Raw genomic sequence first — 14300 nt, 5'->3', positions numbered from 1 at the left:
TGAATGTGATGGGGGCAAAAGAACCTGGTGCCTTCGTTCACCCGGATCGCCCCGCTCGCGTATCGGGGCAGTTGGCGTGAATGCGCTCGTCCTCAGCGGCCCCGAGCTCGCCCCGTGGCCTGCCTTCCCACTGCGGGACCCACGGTGGGGCCTTCAGTGGGCCCGATCCATCATGCAGCGGCTGCATCCCGCGCGAGCCCCCGGGTATCCTCCCGCCGTCATGGACCGCGAGGCGGACGTGCGCCTGGTCCGGCAGGTGCTCGACGGAGATGGACGAGCCGAGGCCGAGCTGCTCGACCGACTGCTGCCGCACCTGCGGTCGGTGGCGCGGGCGACCCTGGCCAACCCGGCCGACGTGGACGATGCGGTCCAGGTGGCGCTGATGCGGGTCCTCGAGGGCCTGTCCGGATTTCGCGGCGATGCGAGCCTGGTGCGCTGGGCTCGGCGAGTGGCCGCGCACGCTTGTCTGCGCCAGCGCGAGCAGAACGTGCGACGACTGCGGCTGGTGGAGCTCGGGGCCGACGAGGACGCGATGGCCGGCCCCACCCCCGAGGCGCGGCTGGGCGAGGGGCTGCCCCGCCACGTGGCCGAGTACCTCGAGCAGCTGCCCGCGGTGCAGCGCGAGGTGCTGGTGCTGCGGCACGTGCTCGACCACAGCGTGGCCGAGGTGGCCGAGCTGGTGGGCGCGCCGATCGACACGGTCAAGTCGCGGCTGCTCTACGCGCGCCGAGCCGTGCGCGCGCTGATCCGTCGCGACGAAGCGCTGGCCTCCCAGCGCGGGAGGGCCGAGGCATGAGTGAGCGCGAGCGATGGGAGACGCTCGTCGACGCCCTGGCCGCGGGCGACGAGCTGACCGACGACGAGCTGCGCTTCGTGGACGCGCTGACCGACGACGCGATCGTCGATCAGGAGCGGGCCTTCTACGAGCAGCTCGCTGCGGCCGGTCGGCCCGAGCCGGCGACCGCGAGCGATCGCCAGCGGGCCGAGGCCACGCTCGCGGCGTTCCGCGAGGCAAGGGCAAGCGCACGACCAGACCCGCGACCAGCCGCACGGCGTCCCCGGCGGGGCTGGGTGATGGGGCTGGGCGCGGCCGCGACGGCGCTCGCGGCCGCGGTGCTCCTGTGGCTCGCGTGGCCGGCTCCCCGGGCGCTCGATGCCCACTCGACCGGCGATGGTGGCTTCGAGATGGAGCGCTCGGACGGATCGCCGCGCACCGAGGGCCAGGCCAACGCTCGCGAAGGAGCACGCGGTACGAAGCCGCGTGCGGCCACGAGCGAGGACGAAGCGAGCGAGCCCACCTCCGAGGACGCCGCGCCCGAGGACGCTGCGCTCGACCAACCCAGCGACGCGCTCGATCCGATCACGAGCGAGGCCGCGGATCCACCGCGTTCGAGCACTCGCCCCAAGGTCCCCACCGTCACCGTCAGCGCCAGCGAGCTGCTCGGCACGGCGCGACGGCAAGTGGCCGCCGGCGATGTGGACGGAGCGCTGTCGACCTATGCGAGCCTGCGCCGCCAGCATCCCGGATCGCCCGAGGCTCACGCCGCCAACGTGTCGATCGGCGAGCTCGAGCTCCGCCGCGGCCGACCCCAGCCCGCCCTCAAGGCGTTCTCGCGCTACCTGCAGGGTGGCGGCGGTGCGCTGGCCGAGGAAGCGCGCTGGGGCAAGATCCGCGCGCTGCATCGGCTGGGTCGCGCTGCCGATCGCGATGCGGCCATCGACGAGCTGCGGCACCACCATCCCTCGAGCGTGTACCTCGGCCGCGCGTCCTCGCTCTGATCCCGCGGCAGCTTCGGGAGCCCTCGGAGACCAGGGCCGCTCGGCGAGTCAGCCACCCCACGGATTCGGCCGAGGCAGAGCCCTGGGCCGTTCTTTGGGTAACCAACCCCACGAAGATTGATCTCTTTTTCCCCGTGCATCCGGCCGTCTGTCGGTGTCTACCGTATAGGGAACGGAAGACACCTACATGCAGACCACTCGACTCTGGAGCACTGCGGGTATCGCGCTCATTCTGATGGCTTCGGCCTGTGTCGACGAGGGGGACGCCCGCGATCAGTCGCTCATGGAGCCCTACACCGATCACGACGAGCCGCTCGACTTCCAGCCGGTCGAGGGCAAGGCCGACGGCGTCTCGGAGGTGTTCAACCAGAACCTGGTGGTCGACGACGACTTCTTCACCGCTGCGAACGCGCTGACGCCGTCCGACATCCAGGCGTTCCTCGAGCACACGCCCTACAACCGTCGCAGCTTCCTCGCCGACGAGATGGTGGGCGGCCGCAAGTTCTCCGAGGTGCTGGTCGAGGTGGCCCAGGCCCACCAGATCAACCCCATCATGCTGCTGTCGCGCTTGCAGGTGGAGAAGAGCCTGGTCGCCAAGGACTCGCGCCCCAGCGGCAACTCGGTCGACTTCGCCATGGGCTGCGGCTGCCCCGACAACAAGCCCTGCAACGAGGCCTACCGCGGCATCGACAAGCAGATCGACTGCGCCGCCACCACCCTGCGCACGCACTACGACGGCTCGGTCAACGGCACCGGCCAGTGGCGCGTGGGCAAGGCCCGGCAGACCCTCGATCCCATCTCCATCACCCCGCAGAGCCACGCCACCGCCTCGCTCTACGCCTACACCCCGTGGGTGCTGCAGGGGTCGGGCGGCAACTGGCTGGTCTGGAACATCACCAAGCGCTACGCCAACGCGCTGCAGATCCAGGTGCCCTCGGGCCCCAAGCCCGGCTTCGTGGGCAGCCCGTGCACCGAGGACCTCGACTCGCTCCCCGAGGAGCAGCAAAGGGACTACGCCACCTGCGAGTTCTCGGCCTCGGGCGAGAACGGGTTCTGCTTCCCGTTCACCACGCCGACCGGCGAGGACCTGGGCGTGTGCTCGCTGATGTGCGAGGGCTACTGCCCCGACCAGGGCAGCCTCATCACCTTCTGCACCGAGCTCGAGGCCGGCACCAACACCGGCATGTGCGTGCTCAAGGCCGACGCGGGCAACCACGACTGCGCCGACATCCCGGGCACCGTGGCCACCGAGGTCGACCGCTTCGTGGGCAGCAGCACCGCCTCGGCCGCGACCGCACGCGTGTGCCTGCCCAACCGCAGCGAGTCCGAGCAGCCGCCCACCGAGCCGCCGCCCAGCGGGCTGTCGTGCGTCGGCCACTGCGATGACACCGCGCCGGTCACCGACGGCACCGACTCGTGCTACTGCGATGCCGGCTGCGCCGAGTACGGCGACTGCTGCAGCGACTACCAAGACATCTGCGTGTAGGCCGGGGGCTACCGGGCCCGCTCGCCCGCACTTGCCACGCGGTCGATCGCGTCGACGATCCGCGACCATGCCCCTTGGGGCAGGTCGTGGCCCATGCCGTCGATGCAAAGCAGCTCCGCCCCCAGCGCGGCGGCCATGCGCCGACCGCCCCCCACGGGCACGAGCGGATCCTCGCGCCCGTGCACGACCAACGAGGGGATCCGAAGCGAGCGCAAGGCCGAGCGGCGGTCGCGACCGGCCAGGACCGCGTTCATCTGCCGCAGCGTGCCGAGCGGCGTCACTCCGCGATCGAAGCACCGCCCCGCTCGGTCGCGCACCGCGGCCACGTCGAGCGGGAAGCCGGGGCTGCCGATCGCGCGGACGATCTGAACCGCCCTGTCCTGCGCCTCCTCGCGGGTGCGCGCGGGCGGTCGCAGCAGCGCCTGCATCGCCCTGGGCTTGGCCAGGCCCGAGAGGCGATCCCCCGCGTGGGACATGATCGCGGTGAGCGAGGCCACCCGCCGCGGGTGCCGAATGGCGAGCAGCTGGGCGATCATCCCGCCCATCGAGGCCCCCACCACGTGCACCCGCGCAAGGCCGAGCGCATCGAGCAGCCCCACGGTGTCGTCGGCCATCGCCTCGAGCTGGTAGGGCGCATGCACGGGGAGCCCCAGCGCCCAGCGCAGCAGCTGGGGTCGGATGCTCGGCGCGCGGAGGTGATCGAGCCAGGTGGATTGCCCCACGTCGCGATTGTCGAAGCGCAGCACCGGCAGGCCGCGCTCGGCCAACCCGTGGCAAAAGCCGTCGGGCCACAGCAGCATCTGGGCCGCGAGCCCCATGATCAACACCACGGGCAAGCGCTCCCCGGCGTTGCTGTTCGGCGGGCCTCCCTCGAGGGCGGGCTCTTGCACCCACTCGTAGCAGAGATCGAGCTCGCCAACCCTGGTCTTCGGCATCGGCCGCGTTTCTAGCACGCGCGAAATGGTCGTCGTGACCCCAGTCGCAGGCGATTCGGAACGGGCGGATCCGCTACCTACGCCGCTGCCCACGGGCGTCGACACTCCACGCTGGCCCCCGGACGGGAGGGGGTGATATCTGAGAGAAGCTCATGTCCAGCGACTTCATCGTGTTCGGGAGCCCGATCATCGGGCCGGAGGAGATCGAGGCCGTCACCGAGACCCTGCGGACGTGCTGGCTCGGTACGGGGCCACGGACCAAGGAGTTCGAGGCCAAGATCGCCGAGTACACCGGGGCCCAGTACACGATCGCGGTGTCGTCGTGCACGGCCGCGCTGCACCTGTCGCTGGCCGCCCACGGCATCGGGCCGGGCGACGAGGTGATCACCACGCCCATGACCTTTGCCGCCACCGCGAACTCGGTGGTGCACACCGGGGCGACCCCGGTGTTCGTCGACTGCGAGCGCGACTCACTCAACATCGATCCCAAGGGGATCGAGGCCGCCGTCACCCCCAAGACCAAGGCGATCCTGCCCGTGCACTTCGCGGGGCGAGCGGTGGCCATGGACGAGATCCTCGCCGTCGCCAAGGCCCACGACCTCGTGGTCATCGAGGACGCGGCCCATGCCCTCGAGACCCGCTACAAGGGCCGGCGCATCGGCGAGACCGGCGGCAGCACCTCGTGCCTGAGCTTCTACGTGACCAAGAACATCACCACCGCCGAGGGCGGCATGGTGCTGACCAACGACGAGGCGCTGGCCCGCAAGGCGCGCGTGCTGTCGCTGCACGGGCTGTCGGCCGACGCGTGGTCGCGCTACAGCGACGGCGCGCCCAGGCACTACGAGGTCGTGGTCCCGGGCTACAAGTACAACCTCACCGACATCGCCTCGTCGATCGGCCTGGTCCAGCTGCGCAAGGCGGAAGAGTGGCTGCTGCGTCGCGACGAGATCTGGGCGCGCTACGACGCGGGCTTCGCCGGCCTCCCGCTCATGACTCCGGCCCCGGTCGAGCCCGACACGCGCCATGCCCGGCACCTGTACACGGTGCTGGTCACCGACGATGCGCCGGTCGATCGCGACGGCTTCCGCAACGGCCTGCACGAGCTGGGCATCGGCACCGGCATCCATTACGCGCCGCTGCACCGCCATCCCTACTACCGCGATCGCTTCGGGTACACCGACGAGCAGTTCCCCAACGCGTCGTTCATCGGCTCGCGAACGTTCTCGCTGCCGTTCTCGCCCAAGCTCACCGACGCCGAGGTCGACCGCATCATCGCGGCCGTTCGCAAGGTCGCGGGGGCGTAGCCGCACGGGTCGAGCCCCGCGAACATTGGTCAGAGGGCGGGCGCGAGGGGATTCCGTCGCGCCTTTGTCCGTTCGACCGCCTGTACTAGGCTCGATCCACGATCCGTGGACGACGATCCTCTCGAGAGCAGCTCGGTCCAGAGCAGTGACCGTCTGGATCTCCGGGCACGTCGCTTGCGGACGCAGACCGTGCAGACCCGCTCGTTCGAAGACCTCGTTGGCGGAGCCGACGATGGGCGAACGCTGGCGGCCGAGCTCGGCCGCTACGTCGTCTTGCAGGCGCTCGGGAGGGGGGGAATGGGCGCGGTGTTCTCGGCCTACGATCGTCAGCTCGATCGCAAGGTCGCGCTCAAGATCCTGCACCGGCGTCGACGCCGTAGGACCGAGCTCGACAAGGACGCCAACGCCGACGCCGGAGCCTGGCTGGCCCGTGAGGCCCGCTCCTTGGCCAGGCTGTCCCACCCCAACGTGGTGCAGGTCTACGAGATCACCGAGCACGAGGGCACCCCCTACATCGCGATGGAGCTCATCGAAGGGCAGGACCTGCGCACATGGGCCAATGACACGGCTCGCTCGTGGCAAGAGATCCTCACTCACCTGGTCCAGGCGGGCCGGGGATTGGTGGCCGCCCACGAGGTGGGGCTGCTGCACCGAGACTTCAAGCCCACCAATGCGCTCCTGGGGCGTGACGACCGGGTGCGCGTGGTCGACTTCGGGCTGGCCAAGCCGCAGCCGGCGGACGAAGATCCCGAGCCGCTGGACCCGATCGACGTGAGCGATCCAGCGAGTGCTTCCCCCGAGGACCCGCAGACGAGAGCCGGCAAGATCGTCGGCACCCTGCCCTACATGGCCCCGGAGCAGCACGAGCCGAGCACGACGATCGGCCCGGCCGTCGATCAGTACGCGTTCTGTGTCACGGCCTGGGAGCTGCTGTGCGGGGCCAGGCCCTTCAAGGGCACGCGCCAGGCGCTCTTGCGGCAGAAGCTCGACGGTCCTCCCCCATGGCCGACCAGTGTCGACGTACCCCGACGCATCGCCGAGGTCCTGCGACGCGGGCTCGCGGCACTGCCCCAGGATCGCTGGCCATCGATGGCCGCATTGCTGGACGAGCTCGAGCCTCGAGCCCCGCGGTGGCGATGGCTGGTGGGACTCGGCGTGGCGTTCTTGGGCGGTGGTGCGCTCGCGAGCTTGCCGGGGCTCATGCGCGAGGAGACCTGCACGGGCGCCCACGCGCAGCTCGAGCGGGTGTGGGATGACGATGCGCGCTCCAGGGTGGAACACGCGCTGCTCGCCTCGAAGCTCACGTATGCTGCGCCCAGCTGGAGCCGCGTGGAGGCCGAGCTCGACGGCTATGCGAGCCAATGGGTCGACATGCACACCCAGGCCTGCGAGGACGCGATCGAGCAGTCCCAGGAGCTGCTCGATCTGCGCATGGCCTGTCTGGACCAGCGCCTGCGAACCCTCGAGACGACGGTGGAAGCCCTCAGCCAGGCCGATGCCGCGGTGGTCGAGCGCGCCGTGGACCTCGTGGCCGAGCTGCCTCGCCTGGACCCGTGCGCCGACGTGACCTCGCTGCGCGCCGCGGTTCCCGAGCCCGAGGATCCGGAGCTCGCGCAGCAGCTGCAAGCACTACGCACGCGCCTCGACCATGCGAGCGTGCAGCGACACGCGGGACGCTTCGACGACGCGCTGGCCGAGCTCCGCGGTCTGGACGAGCCCGTACGCTCGCTCGGGCACGGACCGCTGATCGCCCGGCTCGCGTTCGAGGAGGGGATGGTCCTGCACGAGCTCGGCAAGCTCGAGCCGGCAGCGGAGCAGCTCGAGCACGCGTTCGTCACCGCGGTGGCGAGCGACGCCAACGAGCTGGCGGTGGATGCAGCCTCGGAGCTGGCGGAGGTCGTCGCCGTGGAGCAGGGCCACGCCGAGCGCGGCAGGACATGGGCCGCCGCCGCGCTCGCGCTGGCACGGCGTCGGCACCAGGAGGCAACGCTGGAGGCCAGGGCGCTCGTCTCATCGAGCATGGTGCTCCGGCAGCTCGGCGATGCCCCGACCGCCGTGACCCAGCTGCAGCGGGCGGTGGAGCTGCTCGAGGCCGTGCCCCATGCGCCACCACTCCCGCTCGCGGAGCTGGGCTCGGCGCTGCACGACGTCGGGCGCTATGACGAGGCAAAGGAGGTCTTCGACCGCACGCTCGGGCTCGCCGAGCAACGCTACGGCCCCGAGCATCCGCGAACGATCGACGCGCTCAACAACCTGGGGGTGATGCTGCTGTGGCAGGGGCGTCACCACCAGTCGATCGCGGTGCTCGAGCGAGGGCTCGACCGCGCCGAGGCCATCTGGAGCGCGGCGCACCCCCAGACTCGATCGCTGCTCATCAACCTCGGGGCCGCGAGCATGCATGCGCGGGCCCACGAGGCGGCGCGGGGCTACCTCGAGCGCGCGGTGGCGATGGCCGAGGAACTCCATGGCCCCACGCATCCCTCGGTGGCGCGTGGGCTGAACACCCTCGCCCGGGCCCTCGATGCGAGCGGGGAGCAAGAGCGAGCCATGGAGACGGTGCGGCGCTCGGTCGAGATCGGCGAGAGCACGCTGGGCCCCAAGCACCCGGAGCTTGCACGGTTCTACACCACTCTGGGCACGCTCCTGGCCAACGGCGATCACCCGGAGGACGCGGCGGCGGCCTATCGGCACGCGCTCGAGATCCTGGAAGGAGCGCTCGGAAGGGATCACCCCGAGGTCGCCCTCACGCTACGGGATCTGGCCGAGCTCCATCTCGATGAAGGTCGACCCGACGACGCCGAGCCCGTGGCCCGACGTGCACTGGAGATCCACAGGGCGAGCGTCGGGGATTCACACCCGGACACCGTCGCGGCCCACTTCACCCTCGGGCGAGCCCTGGACGCTCGAGGTCACGAGGCCGAGGCCCGCGCAGAGCTGCAAGAAGTGATGCGACGGCGGGACGAGGGTGACATCGAGGACTCGAACATGGTCGCGTACGCGCGCGAGTGGCTGGCCGCCCACCCCGAGCCCTCGGCACCGCCCTGAGCCCGAGTCTACGCGCGCCCTCGGGCGGGCCGCTCGTACGTGCCCAGCAATCGATCGGCGAGGCCGAACGTGACGTTGAAGTTCACCTCGGTCATGCGCTCGAGCTGGTGGTGCAGGTGGTGATTGGCCCGCATGCTCGCCAGCACGCGCCGCCGCCCCCACCACGAGCGCCGAAGCGAGGCCTGCGGCAAGTGGTGAACCGTGTGCACCACCTCGTAGAACAAGAAGTAGGCCACCGCGCTGAGCAGGAACACGCCCGCCAGCCCCGGCCCGCCGATCCATCCCGCCAGCACCGCAATCGGCGAGGCCGAGGCGAACACGAACAGCAGCGTGTACCAGGGCATCATCACCACCGACAGCTCGCACCGCTCGTGGATCTCCTGGTCGGCCCCGGCGAAGGCGCGGTGGTGAACGAGAGCGTGGTTGCGATAGAGCACCCGCGGCAAGAGCGGCCGATGCATCGGGTAGTAGTGGATGAGCCACTCCACGACGTTGGCCACCAGCCAGAACACCGGCACCGCCAGCCACATCCACCACGCCGCCCCCCACGCCAGCCACCCTCCCAGCACGGCGATGGCTGCGGCCACCCCCAGCGACTTGGACAGGTGTCCGGCGAGTGAGAAGGAGCGATCGACCACCCGATCGCGCGAGAACGCCCGCGCCTCGGGTGTGATCGACCCCTGGTCGCACGGCTCCTCCATGCGACCCGCAACGGGCGAGGCCACCGCGCCGTCGGGCATGTCCCTCAGCATGACGCGCGGACGGGCTCGTGACCAGCCCGAGCATGCCCGAGCGCGCCCGACCGCGGTGGATCCGACCCGAGGGACCCCTGGCGACGGAATTCGTCAGAACGCGATGCGAAGGTCGAGGGTCAGGGCCCAGGGTCGAGGAAAGGCGCGTCGGTCGCTGCGCTTGGACTCGTTGCTCTTGTCGGGGTCGTCGACGACGATGATGTCTTCGCGGATCGACGGGCACTGCGGCTCGGGATCGAAGTCGGAATCGAACCTCGTGCACCACTTGCCGGCGAACGGCATCTGCACGTCGAATCGAGGCCCCAGCGCGGCCCGCCGGGTGACGTGCCACAAGATCCCCCCCGAGAGCCGCAGCGCGCCGCGCGAGGAGTATTGCCGGTCGGTGGACGAGGCCTCGTCGAGCACGCGGACCGTGCGAGCGTAGCCCAGGCTCGCGCCGATGAACGGATCGACGGGCCCCTCGCGCACGGGCAGCAGCAACAGCCCCGCTGCCGCATCGAGGGTGCGGATCGACGTCTCCGCCGCATCGTCGTCGTTGGTCAGCCCGCCGCCGCCCGTCACCGTGGCCACCAGCGCGAGCCGGGTGAGCCGGTAGCCCAGCTCCAGGCGCCCCAGGCCACCCATGGGGATCGCCGAGCAGAAATCCTGGGCGCAGTGGGTCAGCCCCGCGCCCAGCGTGATGAAGAAGCCGCGGCGCTCGAACTCATCGGCCGGCGAGGCGACGTCACTCGGAGCACTCGGCGCCACCTCGTCGTCGATCGCCGGGGATGGGATCGAGACCATGGGATCGTGCGTGTAGAGGGGCGCGGCCGCACCCGAGGACGACTCGCCGCCTTCGTCGGGCGATGCGGGCGCGTCGGGGTCGACCTCCGGTGCCTCGGCGTCGGGCTCACCACCGCTCGGCTCTGCCCTCGAAGCCGCCGCGGGCTCGCTCGCAGCCACCGGTGGCACCTCGCCGTCCGACGACGCCGGCTCTCCCCCCATGAACGAGGCGCCGAGCGCCAGGACGAGCACCCCCGAGAATTGGAGCATGCGCAAGGGTACCAGGCAGGCTCACGGCGTTCTCGGGCAATCACGAGTCGGCTCGGGCCGAGGCGACCCTAGTTGCCGAGCTTGGAGTCGACCTTCTCGAGCCGCGCACGAGCCTCGCCGTGCCCGAGCTCGTCGGCCTTGCGGTACTGCTCCTTGGCCTCGCGATAGCGGAAGACCTTGAAGTACGCGTCGCCGAGGTGGATGCGGTAGCTGCCACGGCCGGGGGCCATCCCCACCGCACGCTTGCCGTACTGCACGGCCTTGTCGTAGTCGCCCTCGGCGTGGTGCACCTGGGCCAGGCCGTCGAGGGCTCGGTGGCTCTTGTGATCCTGATCGAGCGCCCGGTGGAACAAGGTCTCGGCGTTCTTGCGCTGGCCCGAGCGCAGCGCCGCGAGGCCTTGCGTGACCAGCTCGTTCGAACGTTGCGACTCGCGGGGGGCCACGCGCCCGCCACCATCGTCACCGTCGACGTCGTCGCCGAGCTCGAGGTCGGGCTCGGGTTCGGTGGGGCGCGGGGCCGACTTGCGGTCGCTCTTGCGCGGCTTGGGTTCGGCTGCGGCGACCTGGGTCTCGACCCCTTCCTCCTCGAGGAGCTTCTGGATCCGCAGCTCGGCCTGTAGCCCGCGCTCGTCGTCCTTGCTGCCGAGCCGCTCGAGCTTGCGTACGCGTTCCTCGTCGTCGTCCTCGGCCAGAGCCAGCAGGGGCTCGCTCGCCGACAGCTCCATGGCCTCGAAGTCGAGCGATGCCGCCTTGCGACGCAGCTCGGTCAGCTCGCCCGGAGTGATCGGCGCACGCTCGCGCGCGGTGGCGTCGGTGGGATCGAAGGCCAGCGCCGCAATGTAGTAGTCGACCGCAAATGGGCGGCCGCCCTTGCTGTCCCAGTAGCGATCGCCCAGGCGCACCAGCGTACCGGCGAATTCCTTGCGCAGCTCGGTTGCCGCCTCGACGGCAGGCTTGCCCAGCTCGGGCTCCAGGCCCTCGAGCTCGAGCACTTCCACATAGGCGGTGCGCGTCTCGGGCTCGTCCGACGGCGGGTAGAGATAGAAAGCCCGAGCCGCGGCTCCGCGCGCCGCGGCAACGTGCTCGGCGATGCGCTCGGCCACCTCGGCCGAGGCATCGTTCTGCCGTGCGATCACCACCCCCACGCCACCGAGGGCCAGCACCACCGCCGCGGCCGCCACCAACATGCGATTGCGACCCGGTCGATGGAGCCCGGAGGCGGGCCGCGGCATGCCCTTGACGATCGCGTCGTAGCGCGACTGCGGCTCGACCGTGGGGATCGGCAGATCGTCCCACGCCGTCGTCAGCTTGGACGAGATCTGAGCCTCGCAGAGCGCGGCCTCGAGATCGCGCATGTCGGCGTAGCGATCGTCGGGATCCTTGGCCAAGCAGCGCAGGATCACGTCCTCGAGCGCCGAGGGGATGCCACCTTCGGGATTGAGCTCCGACGGGCGCGGGGGCGGCTCGGTGCACACTCGCCGCAGCAGCTGGAACACGTCGTCACCGTGGAACGGCGGAGCGCCGGCCAGCATGTGGAAACCCACCGCACCCACCGCGTAGATGTCGAGGCGATGGTCGAAGCGACTGCCGGTGGCTTGCTCCGGGGCCATGTAGTTGGGCGTGCCCTCGAGCTGGACCTCGCCGCTGTCGCCCTCGGCCAGCACCGCCGCCACGCCGAAGTCCACCACCTTCACCACGTCGTCGCGACCGCGGTCGCGGACCACCATCACGTTGCCGGGCTTGATGTCGCGGTGGATCACGTTGGCGTCGTGCACCGCGGCCAGGCCCTTGCACAGCTGGCGCAGCACCGCGATGAGCCGCGCGGGGTCCATGGGCCCCTCGGCCAGCAAGCGGGCCAGGCTGCGGCCGTGCAGCAGCTCCATCGCAAACCACATGCGGCCGTCGGGCAGCTCGCCGAAGTCGTAGACCTCGACGATGTTGGAGACCTGACCGTCTTCACTGCGACCGGCGCGAGAGACGGCGCGGGCCTCCTCGCGGAACATGCGAGCGCGACGCGAGTTGGGGTCGACCCCGGACCGAAGGATCTTGAGGGCCACGCGGCGCTCGATGTCCAGGTGCTCGCACTCATAGACCACGCCCATCCCGCCCTCGCCCAGCCAGCCCACGATGCGATAGCGGGTACCCACCACCAGCTCGCCGGGCTCGAGGCGTACCTGCTCGATCACCTGCACGCCGGTGCTGTCGGCTTCGATGCTCTCGGGGTCGTGGAGCGCCGACGTGTCCGTCAACCGGACCCGTGTCAGCGTGGTGTCCTTGGGGGGCTTGGACTGGCCGGTCTTCTTCAACGACCGGGACGAGGGGTCATGGGGGGCCGAGGGGCCCTTGGCACCGAGCTTGGGCAAGGTCAGCCGCGGCCCCGGACGAGGGACGGGCTTGGGCGGCGCGGGCTTGGGCAGCTCGGGAATCGGCTCCTCGGCGGTCTCGGCCGTCGTTGGGTCGGGCTCGGCCGTCTCGGACGCAGGAACGGGGATGGCGTCCGGTGTGGGGTCGGGGTCGGCCCCATCCACATTGACCGGACGGGCCTCCGCCACGCGGATCAGCCCCGAAGCCTCGGAGCCGGTCTTCAGCTCCGACGAGCGGGTCCCTGCGGGCTCCGATGGCTTCTTGATCGGTGGCAGCCCAACCATCGGTGGCGGTGGCAGGGTGGGACGACGCCTCTTGGTGTCCTCGCTCGGCTTGCCCTTGGGATCCATTCCTGCCTTCGAATGCGTCGACCGGCGGGTAGCATAACGTGGCCCATGCACCGGGGCGAAACTCGCGACGATATTCAGCCACCTTGGTCGACATCAGCGGAGGTGTGGTTCCCACACCGGGTTTTCGGGACCCCTTGGGCCGGAAACTCCGCCAGCGCAGGAACAGTGTGTATCATTCCCCACCATGGCGTGGCTCGTCCCGCTGAGCACGGCGCTGACCCTCGCGCTGGCCCCTCGAGCCTCGGGTTCCGACCCCGCTCCCAGCGCGGAGCAGGTGGGAACGATGCACCTGAGGCTGCCCAACGATGTCTCGGGTCCCGACCAGAGCACCTTGCAGCAGCGGTTCGAGGACGGCGTGGCCCGCTCGGGGCTGACCACCCGTGGCGTGCCGGCGAGCGCCTCGAGCTGCGAGGACCCCGCTTGCTACCGAGACACGGCCAAGGCCGCCGATGTCGACCTGCTGGTGGGGGGCACCATCGAACACACCGGTCCAGACTTTGCGATCGAGGTCTACGCCATCTCGGCCGAGACGGGCGAGGTGGTGGCATCGGTCGAGGGCGTGTGCGAGATCTGCGGCGTTGGCGAGCTCGCGGAATCGGTGGGTGCCCTGGCGGCTCGGCTTCGGCCGTCGCTCGAGAACGCAACGCAGCCGACCACCCTCACCGTGGACAGCGATCCGGAGGGGGCCGACGTGTACGTGGATGGCGAGCGCGTGGGTAGCACTCCGGTGCAGGCGCGGGTCGCCCCAGGCCAGCACGAGATCGACGTGGTCAAGCGTGGCCGCCGAACGCAGCACGTCGAGGTCGACCTACGACCGGGAGTCAACGAGTCGTACTCGTTTCGGCTCGCTCGCAGCAGCCGCGTACCGGTCTGGGTGCCCTGGGCGGCGCTCGCAACTGGAGTGGGCTCGCTGGGCGCCGGCATCGGGCTGCTGGTGATCGACGAGAGGCCGATCCAGAGCGACTGCAACGCCGACGTCAACGGCACCTGCCAGTACCTCTACGACACCGTCAACGGCGGCGTCGTGCTCACCGTGGTGGGGGTCGCGCTCGTCAGCACCGGCGTCGGATTGATGCTCGCCCAGCGCCGCCAAGATCGCCTGCAGCGCTCGGGCGTGGGCGCCCGCCTCCGCCTCGTCCCCGGCATCGGCGGCGCCAGCCTCACCGGCCGGTTCTAGTCGCCCACTCGCTGACGCGTACCCCCAAGGATGAAACCTGGGGGTACGCTTGGGGCAGCCAGCGCAGAGGTCGGCC

Annotated in this window: 10 protein-coding genes; 6 read left to right on the top strand and 4 right to left on the bottom strand. The window is 70.6% G+C overall.

Features of this window, described 5'->3' with window-relative positions; translation table 11 throughout:
- Positions 1-220: 220 nt before the first annotated feature.
- The 3 genes from OEB96_RS18135 to OEB96_RS18125 all read left to right on the top strand — a co-directional run bounded on the left by OEB96_RS18135 (position 221) and on the right by OEB96_RS18125 (position 3265).
- Positions 221-796 carry an RNA polymerase sigma factor gene (locus tag OEB96_RS18135; RefSeq protein WP_266217329.1) on the top strand — a complete coding sequence of 192 codons (576 nt, stop codon included), beginning with the start codon at positions 221-223 and terminating at the stop codon, positions 794-796.
- Positions 793-1779 carry a tetratricopeptide repeat protein gene (locus tag OEB96_RS18130; RefSeq protein WP_266217328.1) on the top strand — a complete coding sequence of 329 codons (987 nt, stop codon included), beginning with the start codon at positions 793-795 and terminating at the stop codon, positions 1777-1779. Before OEB96_RS18135 ends, OEB96_RS18130 begins: the two co-directional genes overlap by 4 nt.
- Before the next feature lie 187 nt (positions 1780-1966).
- Positions 1967-3265 (top strand): hypothetical protein, encoded by a 1299-nt coding sequence (locus tag OEB96_RS18125; protein WP_266217327.1) that lies wholly within the window; start codon positions 1967-1969, stop codon positions 3263-3265.
- 8 nt (positions 3266-3273) lie between these two features.
- On the opposite strand, the gene OEB96_RS18120 is transcribed toward OEB96_RS18125, so the two are convergent.
- Positions 3274-4200 carry an alpha/beta fold hydrolase gene (locus tag OEB96_RS18120; RefSeq protein WP_266217325.1) on the bottom strand — a complete coding sequence of 309 codons (927 nt, stop codon included), beginning with the start codon at positions 4198-4200 and terminating at the stop codon, positions 3274-3276.
- Between the two features lie 152 nt (positions 4201-4352).
- Between OEB96_RS18120 and OEB96_RS18115 the strand changes: the two genes are divergently transcribed.
- Positions 4353-5504 carry a DegT/DnrJ/EryC1/StrS family aminotransferase gene (locus tag OEB96_RS18115; RefSeq protein WP_266217323.1) on the top strand — a complete coding sequence of 384 codons (1152 nt, stop codon included), beginning with the start codon at positions 4353-4355 and terminating at the stop codon, positions 5502-5504.
- 105 nt (positions 5505-5609) lie between these two features.
- A complete protein-coding gene (locus OEB96_RS18110; protein WP_266217321.1) occupies positions 5610-8549 on the top strand; it encodes a serine/threonine-protein kinase in 2940 nt (979 codons plus the stop codon).
- Positions 8550-8557: 8 nt separating this feature from the next.
- Here the strand turns inward: OEB96_RS18110 and OEB96_RS18105 are convergent, their stop codons facing one another.
- The 3 genes from OEB96_RS18105 to OEB96_RS18095 all read right to left on the bottom strand — a co-directional run bounded on the left by OEB96_RS18105 (position 8558) and on the right by OEB96_RS18095 (position 13047).
- Positions 8558-9289, bottom strand: a complete 732-nt coding sequence (locus tag OEB96_RS18105; RefSeq protein ID WP_266217320.1) for a sterol desaturase family protein — start codon at positions 9287-9289, stop codon at positions 8558-8560.
- Positions 9290-9394: 105 nt separating this feature from the next.
- Positions 9395-10333 (bottom strand): hypothetical protein, encoded by a 939-nt coding sequence (locus OEB96_RS18100; protein ID WP_266217318.1) that lies wholly within the window; start codon positions 10331-10333, stop codon positions 9395-9397.
- Positions 10334-10401: 68 nt separating this feature from the next.
- Positions 10402-13047 (bottom strand): protein kinase domain-containing protein, encoded by a 2646-nt coding sequence (locus tag OEB96_RS18095; RefSeq protein WP_266217317.1) that lies wholly within the window; start codon positions 13045-13047, stop codon positions 10402-10404.
- A 184-nt stretch (positions 13048-13231) separates the two neighbouring features.
- Here OEB96_RS18095 and OEB96_RS18090 point away from each other — a divergent pair, with 184 nt between their 5' ends.
- The gene (locus OEB96_RS18090) at positions 13232-14224 is read left to right on the top strand and encodes a PEGA domain-containing protein (RefSeq protein WP_266217315.1); all 993 of its coding nucleotides are present in this window, start codon (positions 13232-13234) and stop codon (positions 14222-14224) included.
- Positions 14225-14300: the final 76 nt, after the last annotated feature.

Source organism: Paraliomyxa miuraensis, assembly GCF_026337845.1.
Lineage (GTDB): Bacteria > Myxococcota_A > Polyangia > Nannocystales > Nannocystaceae > Paraliomyxa > Paraliomyxa miuraensis.
The sequence above is the reverse complement of the archived record's forward strand: the minus strand, read 5'-3'. Positions and strand labels throughout refer to the sequence as shown.

Bases quoted from the DNA above. Each gene is read 5' to 3' on its own strand.
- OEB96_RS18130 (WP_266217328.1), top strand. From the start codon at position 793: ATGAGTGAGCGCGAGCGATGGGAGACGCTCGTCGACGCCCTGGCCGCG.
- OEB96_RS18115 (WP_266217323.1), top strand. From the start codon at position 4,353: ATGTCCAGCGACTTCATCGTGTTCGGGAGCCCGATCATCGGGCCGGAG.
- OEB96_RS18125 (WP_266217327.1), top strand. From the start codon at position 1,967: ATGCAGACCACTCGACTCTGGAGCACTGCGGGTATCGCGCTCATTCTG.
- OEB96_RS18120 (WP_266217325.1), bottom strand. From the start codon at position 4,200: ATGCCGAAGACCAGGGTTGGCGAGCTCGATCTCTGCTACGAGTGGGTG.
- OEB96_RS18105 (WP_266217320.1), bottom strand. From the start codon at position 9,289: ATGCCCGACGGCGCGGTGGCCTCGCCCGTTGCGGGTCGCATGGAGGAG.
- OEB96_RS18095 (WP_266217317.1), bottom strand. From the start codon at position 13,047: ATGGATCCCAAGGGCAAGCCGAGCGAGGACACCAAGAGGCGTCGTCCC.
- OEB96_RS18135 (WP_266217329.1), top strand. From the start codon at position 221: ATGGACCGCGAGGCGGACGTGCGCCTGGTCCGGCAGGTGCTCGACGGA.
- OEB96_RS18100 (WP_266217318.1), bottom strand. From the start codon at position 10,333: ATGCTCCAATTCTCGGGGGTGCTCGTCCTGGCGCTCGGCGCCTCGTTC.
- OEB96_RS18090 (WP_266217315.1), top strand. From the start codon at position 13,232: ATGGCGTGGCTCGTCCCGCTGAGCACGGCGCTGACCCTCGCGCTGGCC.